Below are 22,433 nucleotides of genomic sequence, written 5' to 3'. Positions count from 1 at the left end.
TGTCACCCTTTCCCTTTTGAGCGGGGTTCTTGAACATCAATCAATTGAGGTCGGCGCTTTAATGCCCACCATGGGGCCCTAACGAAAGTATCCTGTAACAAGGCCCGTACACGCAGCGGAGCAATAGGACTTGTATACGGCACTCCAAATGACCGAAGACCTAATAAGTGGATTAAGATAGCATAAAGGCCAACTGCTACACCAAAAAAACCAAGAATGCCAGCCAATATCATCAATGGAAATCGTAAGAGCCGAACAGCTAAACTAAGGTCGTAATAGGGGATAGCATAACTGGCAACAGCTGTCAAACCAATGATAATGACCATCAAGGGACTGACCAAGCCTGCATTTACTGCTGCGTCCCCAATAATAAGTGCCCCCACAATTCCAATCGTTTGTCCGATTGGTTTGGGTAATCTTAGGCCGGCTTCCTGTAATATCTCTAATACAATAGTCATCGTTAAGGCCTCTAATAAAGCGGGAAAAGGTACTCCCTGCCGGCCTGCGGATATACTCATTAACAAATCCGTAGGGATAATTTCTTGATGAAATGTTGTAACCGCAATATAAGTACTCGGAGCTACGACAGCCACAAAGGATCCTACATAACGTACAAAACGCGAAAGAATCGCTGTCATAGCTCTTTGATAATAGTCCTCATTAACATTTAGAAACTCCATTAGTATCGCCGGTACAACAAGGACTATAGGTGTTCCATCAAGAATAATTCCTACCTTCCCCTCCAAGAGCTTGCCAGCTAATACATCCGGTCGTTCTGTATAGGCAATCTGAGGGAAAGGCGAATAGGGAAAATCTTCAATCATTTCCTCAATATATCCCACGTCTATCACACTATCCATCTTAATTTTGCTTAACCTTAGCAATACCTCAGAAACAATATCCTTGTTAGCTATTTTCTCAATATATACTACTACAAGCTCGGTGTTCGATATATCCCCAAGTTTTAAGGAGATAATCCTCAATGAAGGATGTTTAATCTTCCGCCGTAGAAGAGAGGTATTAATTCGAAGGGTCTCAGTAAAGCCTTCATGAGGCCCCTTTACAATAGATTCAGCAATAGGCTCATTGACGCCGCGATTAGCCCATCCCCTTGCCCCAATAGAAATTGCCTCACTAGATTCTCCAAAAAAGATAACTGCATCACCTGATAAAATTGTACTTACAGCCTCTTCCATTTTCACTATTTTCTTAATTTCTATGCCAGGAAGGAAACTTTGAATTGTGATATCAATAACATTAGCTAGTGTCACCCGCTCCAAATCTGGGTGATGGTTTAAATCCACCATTAGAGGTTTTAAGACAAATTGATCAAGTATATTTTTATCAACAAGCCCGTCAACTACTACTAACATACAGGGGATACGACTTTTTCCGGGGAAATTAAACTCTCGAAAGACAATATCACTGCTCTTTGATAAGATTTCTTTTACGGTCTGCCCTGATATGGGCTTATTCATATCCTCATCAAATGAAAAAGAAGGAGATTTCCGTATTCTTCGTTCTCCCTTGGGACGTACAGTAAGATCTTTAAGCATTTTCATCCAGCTTGACATGAAATTCCCTCCCATTCAGCTTATTTTGTCCTGTAATGGGTTGATTATTCGCCCGGTATTCTATCACCTGACTTATACCTAAATCCTAACCCCTAAAATAGAATCTTTAGATTTGATTTTTTGTGTAAAACAAAGAAGAAACTGCACATTTACACGGCAGTTTCTTCTTTGTTTCCGTATTTTGGTGTTTTAAGTCTGATATTTCCTGTGCTATATCCCCAGCAGTTGTAATACTGTTAAAGCTAATACTCCCGGGAAACCTAGTAGTCCTACCAGCAAGATCGTAAACAGGTTAATTGGAATATCCAAGCCTATTACAGTTAACAGCAAATTTAAAAGCCAGAGCCCCACAACTCCTCCCAAAACATGGATTAGTACTTTAAGAAAGACTCTAGGTTGTCCCAAAGACGAACGCACAATTAAGGCCAACAATATTGCAAATAATCCCAAAAAAACAAAGGTCATGGAAATCCTCCTTTGCCTAAGCATATTAAAGCATATGCTTATAAGAACAAAGTAGAACAAAAAAAGAGAGCAGGCTAATTTTAACCTACTCTCTTTGATTATATTGTTTGAATTTATGATTTAGCCTTATGAATTAATCCCACTTTTGTTCAGCTAAACGTTTATATGACTCATAGCGAACCTTCGCATACTTCTCTGCACCGACAAAGAGTTCTTCAGCACTTTCAGGGAAGGTGTTCAAGAGGGATGAGTAACGAACTTCGCCCATGATAAAGTCACGGAAGGATGCACTTGGCTCTTTCGAATCTAGGCTAAACGGATTTTTGCCTTGATCAATCAAGTCCGGATTGAAGTGATAGAGATGCCAGTAACCAGCATCAACTGCTTTCTTTTGTTCCTGTACACTCTTAGTCATTCCAGATTTAAGTCCATGGTTAATACAAGGTGAATAAGCAATAATCAAGGAAGGTCCTTTGTAAGCTTCGGCTTCTTTAATTACTTTAATGGTTTGAGCCATGTTAGCTCCTAAAGCAATCTGAGCAACATAGACATATCCATAACTCATAGCGATCATGCCTAGGTCTTTCTTACGAATTTTCTTACCTGCAGCAGCAAATTTAGCTACAGCTGCTCTTGGTGTAGACTTTGAAGACTGTCCACCAGTATTCGAGTATACTTCAGTATCCATAACAAAGATATTTACATCGTCGCCCGAAGCTAGGACATGGTCTAAGCCACCAAATCCGATATCATAAGCCCAACCGTCTCCACCAAGTATCCATTGGGATTTCTTAATAAGATGATCCTTCTTCGCTAGAATTTCAGCAAGAACCTTATTATCTCCTGTGTATTCGCTCAATCCTGCAAGAATCTTAGCTGAAGCAGCTTTAGAGGCATCAGCATCATCCCAACCGGCCAACCAATCTTGGAATGCTTCTTTTAGATCTGCACTAATATCCATTTCTAAGGCTTGAGTCATTAAATCAAACAGCTTTTCGCGGAGCTGACGAACGCCCAAATACATACCATAGCCGAATTCAGCGTTATCTTCAAATAAGGAGTTAGCCCAGCTGGGTCCTTTGCCGTCTTCATTCGTAGTATATGGAACCGCTGGAGCACTTCCACCCCAGATGGAGCTGCAGCCTGTAGCATTGGAAATCATCATGCGATCTCCATATAATTGAGTGATGAGTTTAACGTAAGCAGTTTCTCCACATCCCGGACAAGCACCATTGAACTCTAGTAAGGGTTGTGCAAATTGACTACCTTTAACTGTTGTTACATCGAAAAGATTACTTTTATTCTTCAGGGTAACAGCATACTCCCAGTTGGCAACTTGTTGCTCAGTTTGCTCTGCAGCAGATTTCATAACCAAAGCCTTTACTTTAGCCGGGCAAACTTCCGCACAGTTTCCACAACCGGTACAATCCAAAGCACTTACTTGAACACGGAATTGCAAGCCAGCTGCTTCCTTACCAATAGCTTTCTTACCTACGAAGGTCTCCGGAGCACTTTTTGCTTCTTCTTCATTAAATAAGAAGGGGCGAATTGCTGCGTGAGGGCAAACATAGGAGCACTGATTACATTGAATACAATTATCAATTTGCCATTCCGGTACGATTACACCAATACCACGCTTTTCATAGCTGGTGGTTCCTACAGGGAAAGTTCCATCTTCACGACCTATGAAGGTGCTGACAGGCAGACTATCTCCCTCTAATGCGTTCATCGGGCGCAGAATGTTTTTGACAAAATCCGGCTCATCAACTGCTGCAGCAGCCTCAGCCTGAGGATTGTCCCCATTTTCCCAAGCAGCTGGAATATCAACCTTGACCAGGGATGTTACACCCATGTCAATCGCGGCTGTGTTCATGTCAACAATATTTTGACCTTTCTTGCCATAGGTTTTTACCACAGATGCTTTAAGATAATCGACAGCTTCTTCAACAGGAATAACATTAGCCAGCTTAAAGAAAGCTGCTTGCATAATCATATTAATACGGTTTCCAAGTCCGATTTTACGGGCAATTGATACAGCATCAATGATATAGAAGTTAACCTTATTCTTTGCTAAAGCTTGTTTCATGGATGCAGGGAGTTTTTGATCCAACTCTTCCGGTGTCCACTGGCAATTTAAAACAAAGCTTCCGCCTTGTTTAAGGCCTTTTAAGAGGTCATATTGGTAAACGTAAGTTTGGTTGTGACAAGCGATGTAATTTGTTCCTGTCACATAGTAAGGGGATTTAATCTGCTTTTTGCCAAAGCGAAGATGGGAAACAGTAATTCCGCCAGATTTTTTACTGTCATATTGGAAATATGCTTGAGCATAAAGCTTGGTATGATCTCCAATAATCTTAATTGCTTGTTTATTGGCTCCAACTGTACCATCAGCGCCCAGACCCCAGAATTTACAGGAAATAGTTCCTTCTGGCGCAGTATCGATGATCTCATCTTCCGGTAAGGATGTGTTTGTTACATCATCAATAATACCGATTGTAAATCCATTTTTAGGTTGTTCGGATTTGAGGTTTTTATAGACAGCCAGTACTTGGGATGGGGTAGTATCTTTAGAACCTAAACCATAACGCCCCCCAACAATAACTGGTTTCAGCTCACTGGTATAGAAAAGTTCATTAACATCAAGATATAATGGCTCGCCTAAAGAGCCGGGCTCTTTTGTACGATCAAGTACGGCAATTTTCTTAACAGTTTTTGGCAGTGCTTTAAAGAAGTATTCACTAGAGAATGGACGGTATAAATGAACTTTTATAACGCCAACCTTTTCTCCTTTAGCCATTAAGTAGTCAATAGTTTCCTCAATAGTATCGCAAATGGAGCCCATGGCTACGATGACATATTCAGCATCATCTGCACCATAGTATTGGAATGGATGGTATTCTCTACCTGTCAGTTTCTTATACTCTTGCATATAATGTTCAACGATGTCAGGAATAGCGTCATAGAAACGATTTGAAGCTTCCCGACCTTGGAAGTAAATATCAGGATTTTGAGCTGTTCCACGTAGAACAGGGCGCTCAGGATTTAATGATCTGTCACGAAAAGCCTGGACTTCATCCATATCTAAAAGTTGGCCAACCTCTTCGTACTCTGGAACTTCAATTTTTTGAATTTCATGAGAAGTACGGAATCCATCAAAGAAATGAAGGAACGGAACTCTGGACTTTACGGTTGCAAGATGAGCTATAAAGCCCAAATCTAAGGCTTCCTGTACATTGTGAGAAGAAAGTTCTGCAAAACCTGTTGCACGTACTGACATAACGTCCTGATGATCTCCGAAAATAGAGAGTGCATGAGTTGCTAAGGCACGAGCACTGACATGGAATACACTCGGAAGTAATTCTCCAGCAATTTTGTACATATTTGGGATCATTAAGAGTAATCCTTGTGAAGCGGTATATGTAGTGGTCAGAGCCCCAGCCTGTAGGGAACCATGAACTGCACCTGCAGCACCAGCCTCGGATTGCATCTCAACAACTTTTACAGTTTGACCGAAAACGTTTTTACGTCCGTGGGCAGCCCACTCGTCAACTAACTCAGCCATGGTTGATGAAGGGGTGATGGGGAAAATAGTTGCAACTTCTGTAAAAGCATACGATGCGTGAGCGGCTGCCTCATTCCCATCCATAGTTTTCATTTTAGCCATAATTTTTCCTCCTCATGTGATTAATTTAATTTTTTGGAATCATTAGGTTAGGTACTCTTCTTATGGCGATCCTTCTTTCAATTATTTAAATTAATTAAGTAACTTTTTTACTTAATTAAGTAATTAATTAAGTACATAATTGAAATCAGGCCTTGAAAAGATTGAATTTTTACGAAACTGGTGTAAAAAAAGGGTGAGGGAACAAATTCAGGTCATGCCCGAATAGTCCCCTTTGTCACAGTATATCTTTAATTCATATACCGGTCAATAATAAAATCTATTTATGGCATGTTTTGTTTTTCACAATTGAATTTTGTTTTGTTTCATCCCATGATACAAAAAAATTATTAATTATAATATTCTGACTATTTGAAATGTATTGATCTCGCTTTTTAAGCGCTTCAATATGGTCTAGAGACCTTCTATTTATGTAACATTGCAGCCATATTGGTAATGATTTCAAAGTGTCCTTAATAAATCTAGTAGGCAGAATATAACGCCTAAATCATCTTAGAGTGCCAAATAGCTGGCCATTGCGCTTAAGGCGATACTCATCCTCGGCGCCTGCGTATTCTTACTAGCCTTGCGCCTCGGCGATACTCATCCTCGGCGCCTACGTAATCTTACTAGCCTTGTGCCTCGGCGATACTCTCCACTGGAGAGTATCGTCACTGGAGAGTATCGTCACTGGAGAGTATCGTCACTGGAGAGTATCTGAGATCGTTTTACTTGAGAGAATTTATTAGTATTATTCTGCTTGAGCAGATAGTTTTATTACCATTTCCAAAAGAGAATCTATAAATCTCTCCGGCCCTCTAGAGCACGCGCAATAGTTATTTCATCTGCATATTCTAAGTCTCCGCCAACGGGTAACCCGTGAGCTATTCGTGATACTTTTATCCCCATTGGTTTCAACAATCGAGCCAAATACAGAGCGGTTGCTTCCCCTTCCACAGTGGGATTCATTGCCATAACGACTTCCTTAATTCCTTCTAAACGTTTTAAAAGTTGATTAATTGTCAATTGCTCCGGTCCAATCCCATCCATTGGAGAGAGTACACCATGGAGTACATGATACATTCCTTTAAATTCCCCGGTTTTTTCTAACGATACTACATCTCTTGGGTGCTCGACCACACATAAAGCAGTTAGATCTCTTTGCATATTTTGACAAATTGCGCAAGGATCCTGATCAGTAAAATTTGAGCAAATCGAACATTTCCGAATATCCCTGTTCGCAACAACAATAGCCTTTGCTAGATCCTCCGAAACTTGTGGTTGTTGAAGAAGGTAAAAAGCAAGCCTCCCTGCTGTTTTGGGTCCAATCCCAGGTAAACGAGATAAGGAGCTAATTAGTTCCGCTAAAGGCTGGGGGTATTTTAAGAAATCCATAGAACACCTAGAATAATCCGGGGATTTTTAAACCGCCCGTCAATTTACCCATCTCATTGCTAGTCATCTCTTGAGCTTTCCGTAATCCTTCGTTTAAGGCCGCTTTTACCAGATCCTCCAGCATTTCTACATCTTCAGGATCTACAGCTTCCGGTTTGATTTTTAAATCTACTAATTCCATTTTACCACTCACTACAACTTGAACCATTCCGCCCCCCGAAGATGCATCTACTGTTCTGGTCTGAAGCTCTTCCTGCATTCTAGCCATTTCTTCTTGCATTTTTTGAGCTTGCTTCAACATCTGGTTCATATTTCCACCCATGCCGCCACCCATACCTTTAAAACCTGCCAATTAAAACACTTCCTATCTATAAGTTTATCAATAATTAAAACACTGTCTATTAATAAAATGTTGATTTTTATGGAAAAGTCTATTCTCTTACCTCTATAAGATCTGATCCAAACAGGTCCTTTGCTTTATCTATTAAAACCTGTTCTTGGTTTTTTACCACTTGGTTATCCTGATCATTTATGGTTTTGAATTCATTTTCCATGATATTTTGTAATATCAATGTTGTACCAAACATCAGGTTAAGGACTTCTTCGACAGTCTTACGATTTTCCGCCTGATTTACTTTATCTTTATGAAAGGAACACCCTTCTCGAAAAAGAATTACTAAATTATTACCTTTAAGTTGAACGGGTCTTCCCTCCATCAAAAAGGCTTGAGTTGACTTTTTTCGTTTTTTAACCTGCTCCATTACATCATTCCAACGCTCTTGAACACTTTCAATTGTTAATTTAGAAATGCTGGCTGGTGCTTGCTCCAGATTACTAGTGTTCTCTACTACTTCTGTTTTTACTACATTATTTAGAGTATTTAGGACACCTGTATTCGATATTTTAGATGACTTCACTTCACGAGGAACTTTATTGATAGGAGATACCCCTTGGATCTGTTGTTCGAGGGCAGACAGTCTTTGTAAAACTTCTTCTTGCCCATTCATCAGTTGATGTTGCGTTCCATAAATAGTTTGCACCAATAATAGTTCCGCGGCTAATCTGGCATTAGAAGCGTATTTAAGCTGACCTTCTCCTTGTAAAAGTATCGAAATCCATTTCAAAATACGTGAGATCCCAATTTGTTTACTCTGTTTAATTAACCGCTCTTGAATATGTGGTGCAACCATAGGAGTGTCGCCAGTTGCAGCAGTTAACAGCATTTGACGCAAATAATCTAAGAGTTCTCTAATAATTTGCCGAGGATCTCTCCCTTGTTGAATACCATCAGATAAAAAATTTATGCACTTACCATAATCATCTGAAGCAAGTTCATCGACTAATTTTGAACTATAGGTTTCACCAACCATACCTAGAACCAAATAAACTTCTTCTACCCCTATTGGACCCTCTTGAAGAAGACACTGATCTAAGATACTTAGCGCATCTCGAAGTCCTCCCTCAGATTTCTGAGCAATAACTACCAGCGCATTGGGATTAACTTCCCGCTTTAAAGAAGCACAAACCTCAGTCAGTCTCCTTTGGATACCTTCGATTGAAATTCGATGAAATTCAAAACGTTGTACCCGGGATAAGATTGTTAAAGGGATTTTCTGAACTTCGGTCGTTGCTAGAATAAAAACAACCTTTGGAGGAGGTTCTTCCAAAGTTTTAAGTAAAGCATTAAAGGCCTCTGTAGTCAGCATATGTACTTCATCAATAATATAAACCTTATGTTTACCTTGAATTGAACTTAACTTAATATTTTCGCGTAAATCGCGTATCTCATTAATACCACGATTAGAAGCTGCATCAATCTCGAAAACTTCCATGGCTGAGCCCTGATCAATACTAATACAGGAAGAGCATTTATTACAAGGTTCCTGACCATTACGTTCTTCGCAATTCAATGCCTTGGCTAATATTTTCGCTGCAGTCGTTTTACCCGTACCTCTTGGCCCACTAAATAAGTAGGCATGCGCAATTTTATCTTGTTTTAGAGCATTAAGCAGCGTCTTAGAGATATGTTCTTGTCCGACTATATCTCTAAACAATTTCGGGCGCCATTCACGATAAAGTGCTAAATATGCCATGTCTTCACCCTCAATAAATAGAGTGTATATATAAAAATTATACTTTTGAATAGTATCAAAAAAGATGGTACTTGACCACCTTTATTTCATATAAATAGCCGTACACCTTTGATTGAATCATCGCTTCCGAACGTTACCTTGATCAGCAGACTCAATTCAGGCAACCCTACGGCACACAAAACGTTCTCCTTAGTGCTGCTTCCGTCAGGATCTGACACGGTTCGGAGTGTTCTGTTGCGTAAGACCAAAATATCATCGCCGCCAATCAAAGACAGCTTCACAAGCGTGACCCTTTCGCAGGAATTCCACCTTGCTAGAGCGGGCTGCAAGTTACAGGGAACCGCTACCTCCCCGTCTAGTACGGCTAAATCAATTATAGCAAAATATAGAAAACTTGGCTAGCGCCAAGCCTTTAGGAGACAATCGGTGCCTCCTTAGCTGACTCATAATAGTCATCGATGGTACCGCTTATAATTTAATCTATAGAAGTAAAAAAGCCCAAGTCAGATGCTTTGGCTTGATAACACAATGGCGGAGAGAGAGGGATTTGAACCCTCGACACCGGTTGCCCAATGTACCCGCTTTCCAGGCGGGCGCCTTCGACCACTCAGCCACCTCTCCAATGGTGTTCCTTCGTCAAAACATATGCGTTTTGAGGAATTTAGTGAACAAGAGAGATTATATCGCAAATAGACAGGCACGTCAATCCCTAAATGACTGTAAATATATGTATTCTTACATTTTTTTTGATATTTGAATATTTTTATCCCAAAAATCGCAAAGTATGTCTGTGTTACGTTCTATATTTTATGGAGGATGGAATGGAGATCAAACAATTACGGGAACTTAAACTATACGGATTTAATAATCTTACAAAAACTCTCAGTTTCAACATGTATGATATTTGCTATGCAAAATCTCCAGAACATAGGCAAGAATATATTCAATACATTGATGAAGAATATAATTCAGACCGTCTTGCAAGAATTCTTACCGAAGTATCTACTATAATTGGTGCTCGTATTTTAAATATTGCTAAACAAGATTATGATCCTCAAGGAGCAAGTGTTACTATGCTTGTCTCAGAAGAACAAGGTAACACTCTAGAACCTTTATCAGATACAAATGAGTCATCTCCTTCAACTGTTGTAGCTCATCTTGATAAAAGTCATATCACTGTTCACACCTATCCAGAGAGTCATCCGAATAAAGGTATCAGTACCTTTAGAGCAGATATTGATGTTTCTACATGCGGAAAGATTTCCCCTCTCACAGCTCTTAATTATTTACTAACTAGTTTCTCCTCGGATATTGCCATCATTGATTACCGAATTAGAGGATTTACACGTGATCTCGAAGGCAGGAAGTTTTTTATTGATCATAAGATTAACTCCATTCAAAACTATATCGCTAAAAAAAAGAAAGAACTCTATCAAATGATTGATGTAAATGTTTTTCAAGAAAACATTTTTCATACCAAAATGATTCTAAAAGACTTTAATCTAGATAATTACCTATTTGGTACTGCTAAGAACGAACTCTCACCCAATGAAAAGAAGAGAATTAAACAGCGTCTAACTAGAGAAATGGCTGAAATATTTTATGGTCGAAATATTCCACGAGTTTAAGTCTGTTGGTTAAGTTAGGTTGCAAACAGCAGATAATCCCTACAAATTTTAATTATCTTAAGTAATTGTGCTTATTGATCCGTAGATGTTTTTGATCAATTTTAAAAGTGCCTTTGCGGCGAACCGCAAAGGCACTTGTCATAGTTATGTAATGGCGGAGGAGGTGGGATTCGAACCCACGGACGGCTCACACCGTCAAACGATTTCGAGTCGCTCTCGTTATGACCACTTCGATACTCCTCCGTATATAATTATGATGAATTCTACCATTTCTGATAAGAATTTCACCGTAATCGTTTAAAAAATGTTTTTAAGATATTCGAACAATCATCTTCTAAAATCCCTGCTACAACATCAACCTTATGATTCCATAGCTTTGTATTCAAGACATTCAAAACAGAACCTGTTGCTCCACCTTTTAAATCTGCAGCCCCATAAACAAGTTGCTTTAAACGAGCCTGTACGATAGCTCCTGCACACATTGGACAAGGCTCTAGGGTTACATACAACGTAGCGTCTGATAGACGCCAAGAACCTAACTTCTCAGCCGCACGTTGAATCACTAAGACTTCAGCATGCGCAGTAGGATCCTGCCTCAGTTCTTTTTCGTTAAACGCCGAGGCAATTATTTGGCTGTCCTTAACAATAATGGCTCCAATCGGAACTTCCCCTAGAACTAAAGCCTTCTCTGCTTGAACCAGAGCAAGACGCATCCAATCTTGATGAAGCATAGTTACCTCAATTTTTTGGTGACCCTGGGAGGAATCGAACCTCCGCAAGACAGGGTTTAGGAAACCCCCGCTCTATCCCCTGAGCTACAAGGCCATTAGTTTTTTAAAAGAGCAAAAAGTTCGATATACGCACTTCGAATATCGAACCTGTTTACACAATAATTGGTGCGCTCGGAGGGATTCGAACCCCCGACATTCAGATTCGAAGTCTGACGCTCTATCCAGCTGAACTACAAGCGCAAAATAATAATCATAGTCATCCACTTTAAATAATGGCGGAGGGGGTGGGATTCGAACCCACGGACCCCTTACGAAGTCACCGGTTTTCAAGACCGGGTCCTTAAACCACTCGAACACCCCTCCAAGTGAAACAACCGAATAAAAGCATACCATATATTTTCTAAAGTTTCAACTACTAAATACTATTATTTACTGGAAATTTGAGATTTAGTCCAATAAACAGTAAAAATTTTTGTTGAATTTACTATTAACCAATATATTCAACGCCCATATAGGGTTGTAAGACTTTAGGAACACGAACTCTGCCGTCTTTATCTTGATAATTTTCCATGATAGCTGCAACTGTTCTTCCAATCGCTAACCCACTACCATTTAAGGTATGAACAAACTCAGGTTTATCTTTAGGCCCTCTACGAAAGCGGATATTAGCTCGTCGTGCTTGGAAATCCTCAAAATTGCTACAAGAAGATATTTCTCTATAAGTATTAAAGCTTGGCAACCAAACTTCTAAATCATAGGTTTTAGCTGACGAAAAACCGAGATCTCCTGAGGACAATGCCATGACACGATAAGGAAGTTCCAAATCTTGAAGAATACCTTCCGCATCCTTGGTTAATAATTCAAGTTCCTCATAGGAGTTTTCTGGAAGTGAGAATTTGACTAGTTCTACCTTATTGAATTGGTGTTGTCTAATAAGTCCTCTTGTATCCCTTCCAGCCGAACCAGCCTCTGAGCGAAAACATGAACTATAAGCACAATGATGGATCGGCAATTGACTACCATCCATTATTTCATCACGATATAGATTTGTCACAGGAACCTCTGCAGTAGGAATTAGAAAATAATCCGTTCCTACAATTTTAAAGGCGTCGTCCTCAAATTTAGGCAATTGACCGGTTCCAGTCATAGAAGCACGATTAACAATATACGGAGGAAGTATTTCTGTATAACCCTTTGAAGTATGGCGATCAAGCATAAAAGAAATTAGGGATCTCTCTAACTTTGCACCTAAGCCTTTGTAAAATGTGAAGCGAGCACCTGTGACCTTTGCTGCTCTGATAAAATCAAATACATCTAGCTTTTCACCAATTTCAAAGTGGGCCTTGGGTTCAAAATCAAATTCTCGAGGGGTTCCCCAAGTGCGAACTTGAACATTGGCACTCTCATCTGAACCAATTGGCACAGAAGAGTGGGGAATGTTCGGAATATCATAGAGAACTCTTTCCATCTCTCCTACAATGCCGGCTGATTTTTCTTCCAGTTCTTTGATTGTTTGACCTACTTCTCGCATCTCTAATACGAGAGACTCAGCATCTTCACCCTTTTTCTTAAGACGACCAACTTCTTCAGAAACAGAATTACGACGAGCCTTCAACGTTTCAATTTCAAATAAAAGTTTTCTTCTTTCTTCTTCTTGTTGTAAGAAGTGATCGAGACTAATTGAAACATTTCGCTTCAGCAGAGCTTCTTTTACCACTTCAGGGTTATTACGTACATACTTAAGATCTAACAAACAAAACACCCTCCCATGCCATATGAAGACTAGGCTAGCGCCACACACACACACGCACGCACACGAAGACACTGTCTTCGCACGAGTTAAACCTACTTGAAGACACTGTCTTCGCACGAATTATCCCTACTTGCAGACACCGTCTCCGCACATATTAACCTACGTGAAAGCGATGGCTATGGCGATAAGCTCGTCCGCTTATCGCACACTGCAACCCAATAGGCATACTCCTGTAGTGTGGATTGGCTAACCCCAGTAGCCATGACTTGCTATAAGGATTCACAAGTTATACTTAATGCTCATCAATCATTTTTAAAAAGTATTGATGAACTCTATGATCTGAGGTAAGTTCCGGATGAAATGCGCTGGCTAACAAATTTCCTTGTCTTACAAATACAATTTTGCCGTTATACTCCGCTAATATACCTACATTTGGAGCAACTTCCTTGAGGTAAGGTGCCCGTATAAAAACAGCACGTAAAGGATTAACTCCTAACGCAGGTACTTGGAGATCTGTTTCAAAACTTGCTATTTGTCTGCCAAAGGCATTACGTTCCACTACCGTATCCATAAGATTCAAACTATATTGTTCACTGTCAACAATAGTTTTGCTAAGTAAAATCATACCTGCGCAAGTTCCAAAAATAGGCATATCTTTAGCGCCAAGTTCCTTAATCTTATCGCCCATCTCATCAATTCTCAGGAGTTTACCTATAGTAGTACTTTCTCCACCTGGAATGATAAGCCCTTGTATTCCATCAAGATCACTTGTCTTACGCACCTCTACAACATCGCAGCCCAATTTTTCCAAAACCTGCCGGTGCTCGCGAAAAGCACCTTGTAGTGCTAATACGCCAACACGCTTTTTCATTCTTACCAACCCCGTTCTTGCATTCTCTGAGATTCAGTCAAGGTTGATATTTCAATTCCAGACATAGGTTGTCCTAAATCCTTAGAAATTTCTGCAAGCAATTTTGCATCTTTATAATGAGTTGTTGCCATTACAATAGCTTTGGCTCGTGCTTTTGGGTCACCGGATTTAAAAATACCAGATCCTACAAAGATACCATCTACTCCCAAATGCATCATCAATGCAGCATCTGCCGGTGTTGCTATCCCTCCTGCAGCAAAATTAACAACAGGCAGCTTGCCGTGTTCTGCAACATAAAGAACTAGATCATAGGGTGCACCCATATTTTTAGCTGCAGACATAAGCTCCTCTTTGGGAGTTAAGGTTAAAGCACGTATTTCACTCATAACAGTTCGCATATGTCGAACTGCTTCAATAACGTTACCAGTTCCAGGCTCACCCTTCGTACGAATCATGGCGGCACCTTCACCAATACGGCGTAATGCTTCCCCTAGATTCCGACATCCACAAACAAAAGGAACTTTAAAATCGTGCTTATTAATATGATAAGAATCATCTGCAGGTGTTAGCACTTCAGACTCATCAATATAATCAGCGCCCAAGGCTTCTAAAATCCGAGCTTCAACAAAATGACCAATTCTTGCCTTAGCCATGACTGGAATAGACACTACAGCCATAATGCTCTGGACTATCGATGGATCTGCCATACGTGCAACTCCACCTTCTGCACGTATATCTGAAGGAACACGCTCCAGAGCCATGACAGCACATGCTCCTGCCTCTTCTGCAATAATAGCCTGTTCAGGGGTTGTTACATCCATAATAACTCCCCCTTTAAGCATTTCCGCAAGTCCGGTTTTTACTTTAAATGAGCCGATGTCAGTCATTATATTTGTTCCTCCTCAAGATTAAATATTAAATACTAGTGTATGTATAAAAACGACATTCTATGAATCTCAGACATGGTAACACCTTGCGCAAATTTTGTCAATTTTAGACTTCTTCTGGATCCTCATTATTGCTTTCTACAAGTTCCTCATCATCTTTCATCAAGACTTTAGCAATAGCAACTACAGTACTTTCACCGGTACGCATGGCCATAACTCCTTGTGCTGAACGACCTTGATTTGAAATGCTGGAAACAGGAATTCTGAGCATAATTCCATTATTGGTTATTACCATAAGTTCATCTTCCACTTGTACTACTTTAAGCCCAACAAGTGTCCCGGTTTTGGCATTCAATTTCATGACAATAACCCCTCTGCCGCCACGTCCTTGAACACGGAACTCTTTGAGATTTGTACGTTTGGCGAACCCATTTTCACTCATTGTAAGGAGTTCACCCTCATCACCAATTACATCCATACCTACAACTAAATCGTTGGCCGCAAGGGTTATTCCTTTCACCCCACGCGCTGTACGTCCCATATAACGCACATCTGATTCAGGAAAACGAATTGCAATTCCATTTTTTGTAGCTAAAAGAATATCATCTAACCCTTGGGTTAATTTAACCCCTATGAGCTCATCCCCTTCATCGAGAGTTAAAGCAATCAACCCATCTTTTCGTGATGAATCATATTCCTGCAGGGCAGTCTTCTTCATAATCCCTTTTTTAGTAGCAGTAATCAGGAAGTAATCAGGACTGTACTCTTTAATGGCCATGACTGCAGTTATCATTTCATTTTGTTCTAGATTTAAGAGATTTATAACGGCGGTTCCCTTACCGGTTCTACTTGCTTCAGGAATTTCATGAGCCTTTAATCGATAAACCTTACCTTGTGATGTAAAGAAGAGAATATAGTGATGAGTAGTCGTAGTAAATAGATGTTCTACAAAGTCTTCTTCTTTTGTAGCCATCCCATGAACACCTTTACCCCCTCGGTTCTGACTCTTATAAGTACTTAGAGGTAATCTCTTAATATAGCCATAATGAGTTACAGTAATAACAACATCTTCAACGGCAATGAGATCTTCGATGTCCATTTTACTAACATCAAGTGTTATTTGGGTTCGTCGGGGATCACCAAATTTATTCTTAATCTCTTCGAGTTTCTCTTTAATAATTCCAATAACCTTTGCTTCAGAAGCAAGGACTGATTTGAGATAGGCAATTGTATCCATCAATTCTTTATATTGATTTTCTAATTTATCTCGTTCAAGTCCGGTTAAACGCTTCAATCTCATATCCACAATAGCTTGAGCCTGTTTATCACTTAGACCAAAACGAAGTGATAAGTTTTCTCTTGCTCTTGATTCATCAGGCGAAGAACGAATAGTTTCAATAACCTCATCAATATGATCAAGGGCTATTCTTAATCCTTCAATAATATGAGCTTCAGCCTCGGCTTTATTAAGCTCGTACCTTGTTCTTCGAACGACAACATCTTTTTGATGTTCGATGAAATGATAAATCATATCTTTAAGAGTAAGCGTCCGTGGCTGTCCATTGACTAATGCCAACATATTTACTCCAAATGTATCTTCCAACTGAGTATGTTTATAGAGTTGATTCAAAATGACTTTGGGATTTACATCCCGTCTCAATTCAACAACGACCCTCAGACCAGATCGATCAGATTCATCCCTTAGATCAGTAATCCCATCTACTTTTTTATCTCTAACAAGCTCAGCTATTTTCTCAATCATTCGAGCTTTATTAACCATAAATGGAATTTCTGTGACGACAATTCGAGTTTTTCCAGCCTTCTCCATCTGCTCAATCTGAGCTTTAGCTCGAATTTTAACTGAACCTCTACCTGTTAAATAAGCAGATCTAATTCCTTCATGACCCATAATAGTTCCACCTGTTGGAAAGTCAGGTCCCTGAATATATTTTATTAGGTCATCAATTGATAAATTTGGATCATCAAGTAAGGCAACAGTAGCATTAACAACTTCTCCTAAATTGTGAGGCGGTATATTTGTTGCCATACCAACAGCAATTCCCGAAGACCCATTAACTAATAAATTTGGAAATTTGGCAGGTAATACAGTAGGTTCATCTTGTTTCTCATCATAATTTGGAGTGAAATCAATCGTATCTTTATCAATATCTTCTAACATATAAGTTGAAAGCTTTGCCATACGAAGCTCTGTATAACGCATTGCTGCAGCTGAGTCTCCGTCAATTGAGCCAAAATTACCATGTCCATCAACAAGTGGATAGCGGCTTGCAAAATCTTGTTCTAAACGTACAACTGCATCATAAATCGATGAATCCCCATGAGGATGAAATTTTCCCATGCAATCTCCAACAAGACGTGCCGATTTACTATAAGGTTTATTAGGGGTCAAACCCAACTCATGAAGTGTATATAGGATTCTTCGATGCACAGGTTTGAGCCCATCACGAACATCGGGCAAAGCACGGCTAACGATAACACTCATCGCGTAATCGATAAATGATTTTCTCATTTCATCTGCAATTTCAACGGGAACGACTTTCCCTTCCAATATTTCATCAGCCATGATTGAGCACTCCTTTAAGCATCTAGATTACGAACATCCTTAGCATAGCGATTAATGAAATCACGACGGGGTTCCACTTTATCCCCCATTAACACCGAGAACATTTCTTCCGTCCTCATAGCGTCTTCCATAGTCACTCTTAGGATAGTTCTTTTGGCCGGATCCATGGTGGTTTCCCATAATTGTTCCGGATTCATTTCTCCTAAACCCTTATAGCGTTGAATTTCCACTTTATCCCGACCTATTTTTTCAAGAATTTTTGTTAATTCATTATCAGAGTAAACATATTGAACATCTTTGCCCTTTTTAACCTTGTAAAGAGGAGGTTGAGCAATATAAACGAAATTATTTTCGATTAAGGGTTTCATGTAACGGTAGAAGAAGGTCAGTAATAAGGTTCGAATGTGAGCACCATCAACGTCAGCATCTGTCATAATAATAATTTTGTGGTAACGAGCTTTTTCAATATCAAAATCCTCAGATATACCGGTTCCCATAGCTGTAATCATGGCTCGAATTTCTGTACTTCCTAATATTTTATCAAGCCTGGCTTTTTCGACGTTAATAATTTTCCCTCGTAATGGCAAAATAGCTTGGAAGCGACGATCCCTGCCTTGTTTTGCCGAACCCCCTGCGCTATCTCCCTCGACAAGGTACATTTCACACATATCCGGTTCCTTCCAAGAGCAATCAGCTAGTTTCCCGGGAAGAGAAGTTCCTTCTAAAGCACTCTTACGACGAGTCAATTCTCTTGCTTTTCGAGCAGCATCCCGTGCTCGGGCAGCTTGAACAGATTTATCAATAAATTTTCTGGCAATTGAGGGATTCTCTTCAAGAAAGGTTGTTAACCCCTCGCCCGTAGCAGAATCTACAATTCCACGAATCTCACTATTTCCGAGTTTTGTTTTAGTTTGCCCTTCAAATTGCGGATCAGGTACTTTCACGGATATAACAGCTGTTAAACCTTCTCTTATGTCATCGCCCGTCAGATTGGAATCACCGGCTTTAATCATATTGTTTTTTCGTGCATAATCATTAACCACTCGTGTTAATGCCGACTTAAAACCAGCCTCATGGGTTCCGCCTTCTTGGGTATTAATATTATTGGCATAAGAAAACAAATTTTCAGCATAACCATCATTATATTGCATACAAACTTCAACTTGAACACTATCTTTTAAAGTTTCAATAAATATTGGTTGAGGATGTAAGCAATCCTTGTTTTTATTAAGATAACGAACAAAATCCTGAATACCACCTGTATGTAAAAATGTCTCTTTAACGTCAGTTCTCTCATCCGTTAAATTGATTGTTACACTCTTATTTAAAAATGACAGTTCTCTAAGGCGGTGAGCCAAAATATTAAAATCATATACTGTCTCTTCAAAAATATCCGAATCAGGCATAAACGATATTTTTGTACCACTTTTATTGGTTTCTCCAACATTTATCAGTTTCGTTGTTGGTTTACCAATTGAATATTCCTGATGATAAACATGTCCACCTTTAGAAACTTCTACAACTAACCACTTTGATAAAGCATTAACAACACTTAAACCTACTCCATGGAGACCCCCGGAAACTTTATATGCACTTTCGCTTCCACCAAATTTTCCTCCGGCATGTAACACTGTCAATGCAAGTTCAACACCCGGTTTACCTGTTTTAGGATGGATATCGACGGGAATTCCTCTCCCATTATCAACTACTGTAATGCTGTCGTCTTGATGAATTATGACATCAATTTCATTACAAAAGCCAGCTAAGGCTTCATCAATGCTATTATCAACAATTTCGTAAACAAGATGATGAAGACCACGAGGACCTGTGGTACCAATATACATTCCAGGACGTTTACGAACAGCTTCTAAACCTTCAAGCACTTCGATTTGCCCCGCATTATAATTGTCACTAATAGTTTGAACTAGTTGCTCTTTGTTTTCTTGCAAAGCTGTTTCCTCCTAATAGAAAACTTGACTTTATAGTTGCATCTTTGGCTTAATCCATATGCCAAAAAATGCCTTCAACCTTATTATTGTACACTAAAATTAAAGTGGTATCAATTTAAAGCTATCTAAAGCTAAAGTTTGCTTGTTAATTGTCTTTTCCAACCTCAGTAAAAGAACGCTTTAATAATGTAATTGAAGATATTGGAGAAAAATATAAGTCAGTCATTGTTACAACTAAGGTCTTTTCTCTACCCTTTTCTGAAATATAATTTATTTTTCTATTATTTTTGTGAACTTTATCTAAAAAGATCTGATTGACTTGACTTAATTTTGTCATTTCTAAATCAATGATTGCTACTATTCTATCAGTCTTAAGCAAAACATCTCCTCCAAGATGTATATACAATTAAGCTTCCCTCCTTATATGCCCTTTTTCTACAAAATAAACTGTACCTAAGTCTAGGTGATTATCTGCACTTGTCATAGTAATAAGGGTTTGTATTTTTGAAGACTCAATAAATTTTATTAAATAGTCTCTCCTAAAACGGTCTAATTCAGACAAAACGTCATCAAGTAAAAGAAGGGGGTATTCCCCTTTTTCTTGTCTCATTAGTTCAAGTTCAGCAAGCTTTAAACTAAGCACTAATGAACGTTGTTGACCTTGAGATGCATAAAGTCTTCCTGGTTTATCATTTAAAAAAATTTGTAAATCATCACGATGAGGTCCAATTAGAATCATTTGACGTTCTATCTCTTGATCTAACTTTTCATTGAGCAAATTCGCGAATTCCGAAATTGCCTCTGAAACAGAGCTTTTGCCTAAGGCATAGTACATAATTTTTATAGTTTCTTTTTCCGATGATAAATTTCGAAATATAGGTTTAACGACATGTTGTAAACGTTCTGTTAAATCAGCTCTATTGAGAATTATTTTTTTCCCTAATTCAATAATCTGTTGATTCCAAAGCTGTAATTGTGAGTATTTAAAGCTTTTGTCATTATATGACTTCAATAAAGCATTCTTTTGCTGAAGTGCCTTATTATAGGCATTAAGAATGCTAACATGGCCTGGGCGCATTTGGGCAATATGTAAGTCTAAAAATCTTCTTCTTTCTGCAGGCCCACCTTTAATCATTACAAGGTCATCCGGAGAAAAGAAGATAACGTTAATAGTACCTACAAAATCGGATAAACGCTGACAGGCCACCTGGTTAATCTTTACCATCTTCTTCTTATCTTTATAATGACTCTCTAGCGAAACTTTATGACGATTCATAAGAAATTGTCCATAGATATGAAAATCACTTTGTTCCCAACGCAGAAGTTCCTGTTCTCTATGTACTCTATACGACTTTCCAGTTAGTAAATAATAAATTCCTTCAATGATATTTGTTTTTCCTTGCCCATTGTCACCAATTAAGATATTTGTACCAGGCATAAAGTGGATACTCTCATCCACATAATTACGGAAATTTTGTAGTCTTATGCTGTTGATCATCATAATTAAATTAAGAAGTTCTTACAGGTAAAACAAGATAAATATAATTTGGATTATCAATAGGACGCATTACGCCTGGACTAAATGGTCCGGATAACTCAAATAATATTTGCTCACTATCTATTACTTTCAGAGCATCGATTAGGAATTTTGCATTAAAAGCAATTCTTACCTCTTTACCATCCATTTCAATGCCTATTTGCTCGGATATCTTACCTAATTCCGAAGTCTGATCAATCCTTAATTCATTATCTACAACATTTATCCTGACAATATTAGCTGAACTCTTATCGCGAGATAATAAAGAAGCTCTTTCTACTGCGTCAAGAAATTCTCTAACTGATAAATATACCTTAGTTTCACATGCCTGTGGAATAACTTGTTTATAGTTAGGAAATTGACCTTCTATCAGTCTTGATATGAGAAATATTGTCCCAAATTGAAAAACTACCTGATTGTTGCTATGGCTTATTGTTAAAACTTCATCTTCATCTCTTAGTAATCGATAAATTTCAGAAAGAGTTTTGGAGGGTATAATACCACTAAATCTTGAATCCCCTGTATTTGTTATTTCTGAAATTACATAAGCTAATCTATGAGTATCTGTGGCTACTAATCGAATATTTGATCCTTCAATTTGAAGTAATATACCGTTAAAGACTGGTCTGTTCTCTTCTGCAGCACATGAGAATATTGTTTGTCTAATCATATTCTTAAATATTACTGTAGGCAATGTAAATGATAAGGGTTCAATCAAATCTGGAAGTAAAGGGAATTCTTCTGGATCGTATCCATTCAAAACTATTTCAGATTGGTAATAACTTATAATTATTTTTTGATTACGTTCTTCTAAAGTAATTGTTGTATCTGGTAATTTTCGAACGACTTCTGTAAACAATTTAGCAGGAACGACCATTGTACCTTCCTCAATAATTTGGGCTGGAACATCACAGCGAATCCCCATTTCAAGATCAGTTGCTGCAAATTGTAAAGACTGGTTTTCGGCCTGTATTAATATTCCTTGTAGGACTGGCAATGGGTTTTTATTAGAAACAGCCCGTTGTACAGCATTTACACCAGAAAGCAGTCCATCTTTTGAACAGAAGATTTTCATATGAATCGAATCCTCCTATAATTTTTTGTGCTGATGTCTTGTAGTTATCTTAACTTCAATAGACACCTAGTAAGATTCTTCAAGTGTTAATTTTATTAGTTAAAGAAAGTTTACCTGGGCTGGTTGCCTTATTACCTTCTGACTAGTACAAAAAACCTTAATAAAAAATCTTTAGAGCTTCTGTATTTTTTTAGTTCTAAACCTTGGTTATTAATAATAAGATAATAGTT

General features: G+C 38.7%; 16 protein-coding genes, 5 tRNA genes and 1 other RNA gene. 1 reads left to right on the top strand and 21 read right to left on the bottom strand.

From position 1 onward, the window contains the following. Positions 1–2: 2 nt before the first annotated feature. The 8 genes from DP73_RS10330 to DP73_RS10300 form a co-directional block, all read right to left on the bottom strand. Positions 3–1,574 carry a spore germination protein gene (locus tag DP73_RS10330; protein ID WP_034599305.1) on the bottom strand — a complete coding sequence of 524 codons (1,572 nt, stop codon included), beginning with the start codon at positions 1,572–1,574 and terminating at the stop codon, positions 3–5. Positions 1,575–1,784: 210 nt separating this feature from the next. Continuing rightward, the gene (locus DP73_RS10325) at positions 1,785–2,039 is read right to left on the bottom strand and encodes a pro-sigmaK processing inhibitor BofA family protein (protein ID WP_014901057.1); all 255 of its coding nucleotides are present in this window, start codon (positions 2,037–2,039) and stop codon (positions 1,785–1,787) included. A gap of 133 nt (positions 2,040–2,172) precedes the next feature. Then, positions 2,173–5,703, bottom strand: a complete 3,531-nt coding sequence (gene nifJ / locus DP73_RS10320; protein ID WP_034599303.1) for a pyruvate:ferredoxin (flavodoxin) oxidoreductase — start codon at positions 5,701–5,703, stop codon at positions 2,173–2,175. A gap of 795 nt (positions 5,704–6,498) precedes the next feature. Then, positions 6,499–7,095 (bottom strand): recombination mediator RecR, encoded by a 597-nt coding sequence (gene recR / locus DP73_RS10315; protein WP_034599301.1) that lies wholly within the window; start codon positions 7,093–7,095, stop codon positions 6,499–6,501. 7 nt (positions 7,096–7,102) lie between these two features. Further along, entirely contained in the window at positions 7,103–7,429 is a 327-nt protein-coding gene (locus tag DP73_RS10310; protein WP_014901054.1) for a YbaB/EbfC family nucleoid-associated protein, read from the bottom strand. A gap of 97 nt (positions 7,430–7,526) precedes the next feature. After that, the gene (dnaX, locus tag DP73_RS10305) at positions 7,527–9,188 is read right to left on the bottom strand and encodes a DNA polymerase III subunit gamma/tau (RefSeq protein WP_034599298.1); all 1,662 of its coding nucleotides are present in this window, start codon (positions 9,186–9,188) and stop codon (positions 7,527–7,529) included. Positions 9,189–9,286: 98 nt separating this feature from the next. Beyond that, an RNA gene (ffs, locus tag DP73_RS22505) (signal recognition particle sRNA large type) lies at positions 9,287–9,552 on the bottom strand. A gap of 165 nt (positions 9,553–9,717) precedes the next feature. Further along, positions 9,718–9,809 (bottom strand) — tRNA-Ser (locus tag DP73_RS10300). Positions 9,810–10,009: 200 nt separating this feature from the next. Between DP73_RS10300 and speD the strand changes: the two genes are divergently transcribed. Continuing rightward, positions 10,010–10,816, top strand: a complete 807-nt coding sequence (gene speD / locus DP73_RS10295; protein WP_034599297.1) for an adenosylmethionine decarboxylase — start codon at positions 10,010–10,012, stop codon at positions 10,814–10,816. Positions 10,817–10,968: 152 nt separating this feature from the next. Here speD and DP73_RS10290 read toward each other — a convergent pair. From DP73_RS10290 to dnaN, 13 genes are all read right to left on the bottom strand, one after another. Further along, positions 10,969–11,059: transfer RNA gene (locus DP73_RS10290), tRNA-Ser, on the bottom strand. Between the two features lie 41 nt (positions 11,060–11,100). Further along, positions 11,101–11,547 (bottom strand): tRNA adenosine(34) deaminase TadA, encoded by a 447-nt coding sequence (gene tadA, locus DP73_RS10285; protein ID WP_034599295.1) that lies wholly within the window; start codon positions 11,545–11,547, stop codon positions 11,101–11,103. Positions 11,548–11,563: 16 nt separating this feature from the next. Continuing rightward, positions 11,564–11,641 (bottom strand) — tRNA-Arg (locus DP73_RS10280). A gap of 69 nt (positions 11,642–11,710) precedes the next feature. Further along, positions 11,711–11,787, bottom strand: a tRNA-Arg gene (locus DP73_RS10275). 33 nt (positions 11,788–11,820) lie between these two features. Beyond that, positions 11,821–11,910: transfer RNA gene (locus tag DP73_RS10270), tRNA-Ser, on the bottom strand. Between the two features lie 124 nt (positions 11,911–12,034). Further along, the gene (gene serS / locus DP73_RS10265) at positions 12,035–13,300 is read right to left on the bottom strand and encodes a serine--tRNA ligase (protein WP_034599294.1); all 1,266 of its coding nucleotides are present in this window, start codon (positions 13,298–13,300) and stop codon (positions 12,035–12,037) included. A gap of 292 nt (positions 13,301–13,592) precedes the next feature. Next, entirely contained in the window at positions 13,593–14,171 is a 579-nt protein-coding gene (gene pdxT / locus DP73_RS10260) for a pyridoxal 5'-phosphate synthase glutaminase subunit PdxT (RefSeq protein WP_034599293.1), read from the bottom strand. A 2-nt stretch (positions 14,172–14,173) separates the two neighbouring features. Next, entirely contained in the window at positions 14,174–15,058 is an 885-nt protein-coding gene (gene pdxS, locus DP73_RS10255; protein WP_034599292.1) for a pyridoxal 5'-phosphate synthase lyase subunit PdxS, read from the bottom strand. A 106-nt stretch (positions 15,059–15,164) separates the two neighbouring features. Beyond that, on the bottom strand, positions 15,165–17,642 hold the full coding sequence (gyrA, locus tag DP73_RS10250) for a DNA gyrase subunit A (RefSeq protein ID WP_034599291.1): 2,478 nt from the start codon (positions 17,640–17,642) through the stop codon (positions 15,165–15,167). A 14-nt stretch (positions 17,643–17,656) separates the two neighbouring features. Continuing rightward, positions 17,657–19,591, bottom strand: coding sequence for a DNA topoisomerase (ATP-hydrolyzing) subunit B (gene gyrB / locus DP73_RS10245; RefSeq protein ID WP_034599290.1), 1,935 nt, complete (start codon positions 19,589–19,591; stop codon positions 17,657–17,659). A gap of 145 nt (positions 19,592–19,736) precedes the next feature. Next, positions 19,737–19,997 (bottom strand): extracellular matrix/biofilm biosynthesis regulator RemA family protein, encoded by a 261-nt coding sequence (locus DP73_RS10240; protein WP_034599288.1) that lies wholly within the window; start codon positions 19,995–19,997, stop codon positions 19,737–19,739. Then, positions 19,998–21,092, bottom strand: coding sequence for a DNA replication/repair protein RecF (recF, locus tag DP73_RS10235; RefSeq protein WP_034599287.1), 1,095 nt, complete (start codon positions 21,090–21,092; stop codon positions 19,998–20,000). Between the two features lie 7 nt (positions 21,093–21,099). Beyond that, entirely contained in the window at positions 21,100–22,203 is a 1,104-nt protein-coding gene (gene dnaN, locus DP73_RS10230) for a DNA polymerase III subunit beta (RefSeq protein WP_034599286.1), read from the bottom strand. Positions 22,204–22,433 lie beyond the last annotated feature (230 nt).

Source organism: Desulfosporosinus sp. HMP52 (genome assembly GCF_000765145.1).
Taxonomy (GTDB): Bacteria; Bacillota; Desulfitobacteriia; order Desulfitobacteriales; family Desulfitobacteriaceae; genus Desulfosporosinus.
Note: the sequence above shows the minus strand (reverse complement) of the source record. Positions and strands in the feature narration are given on the sequence as shown.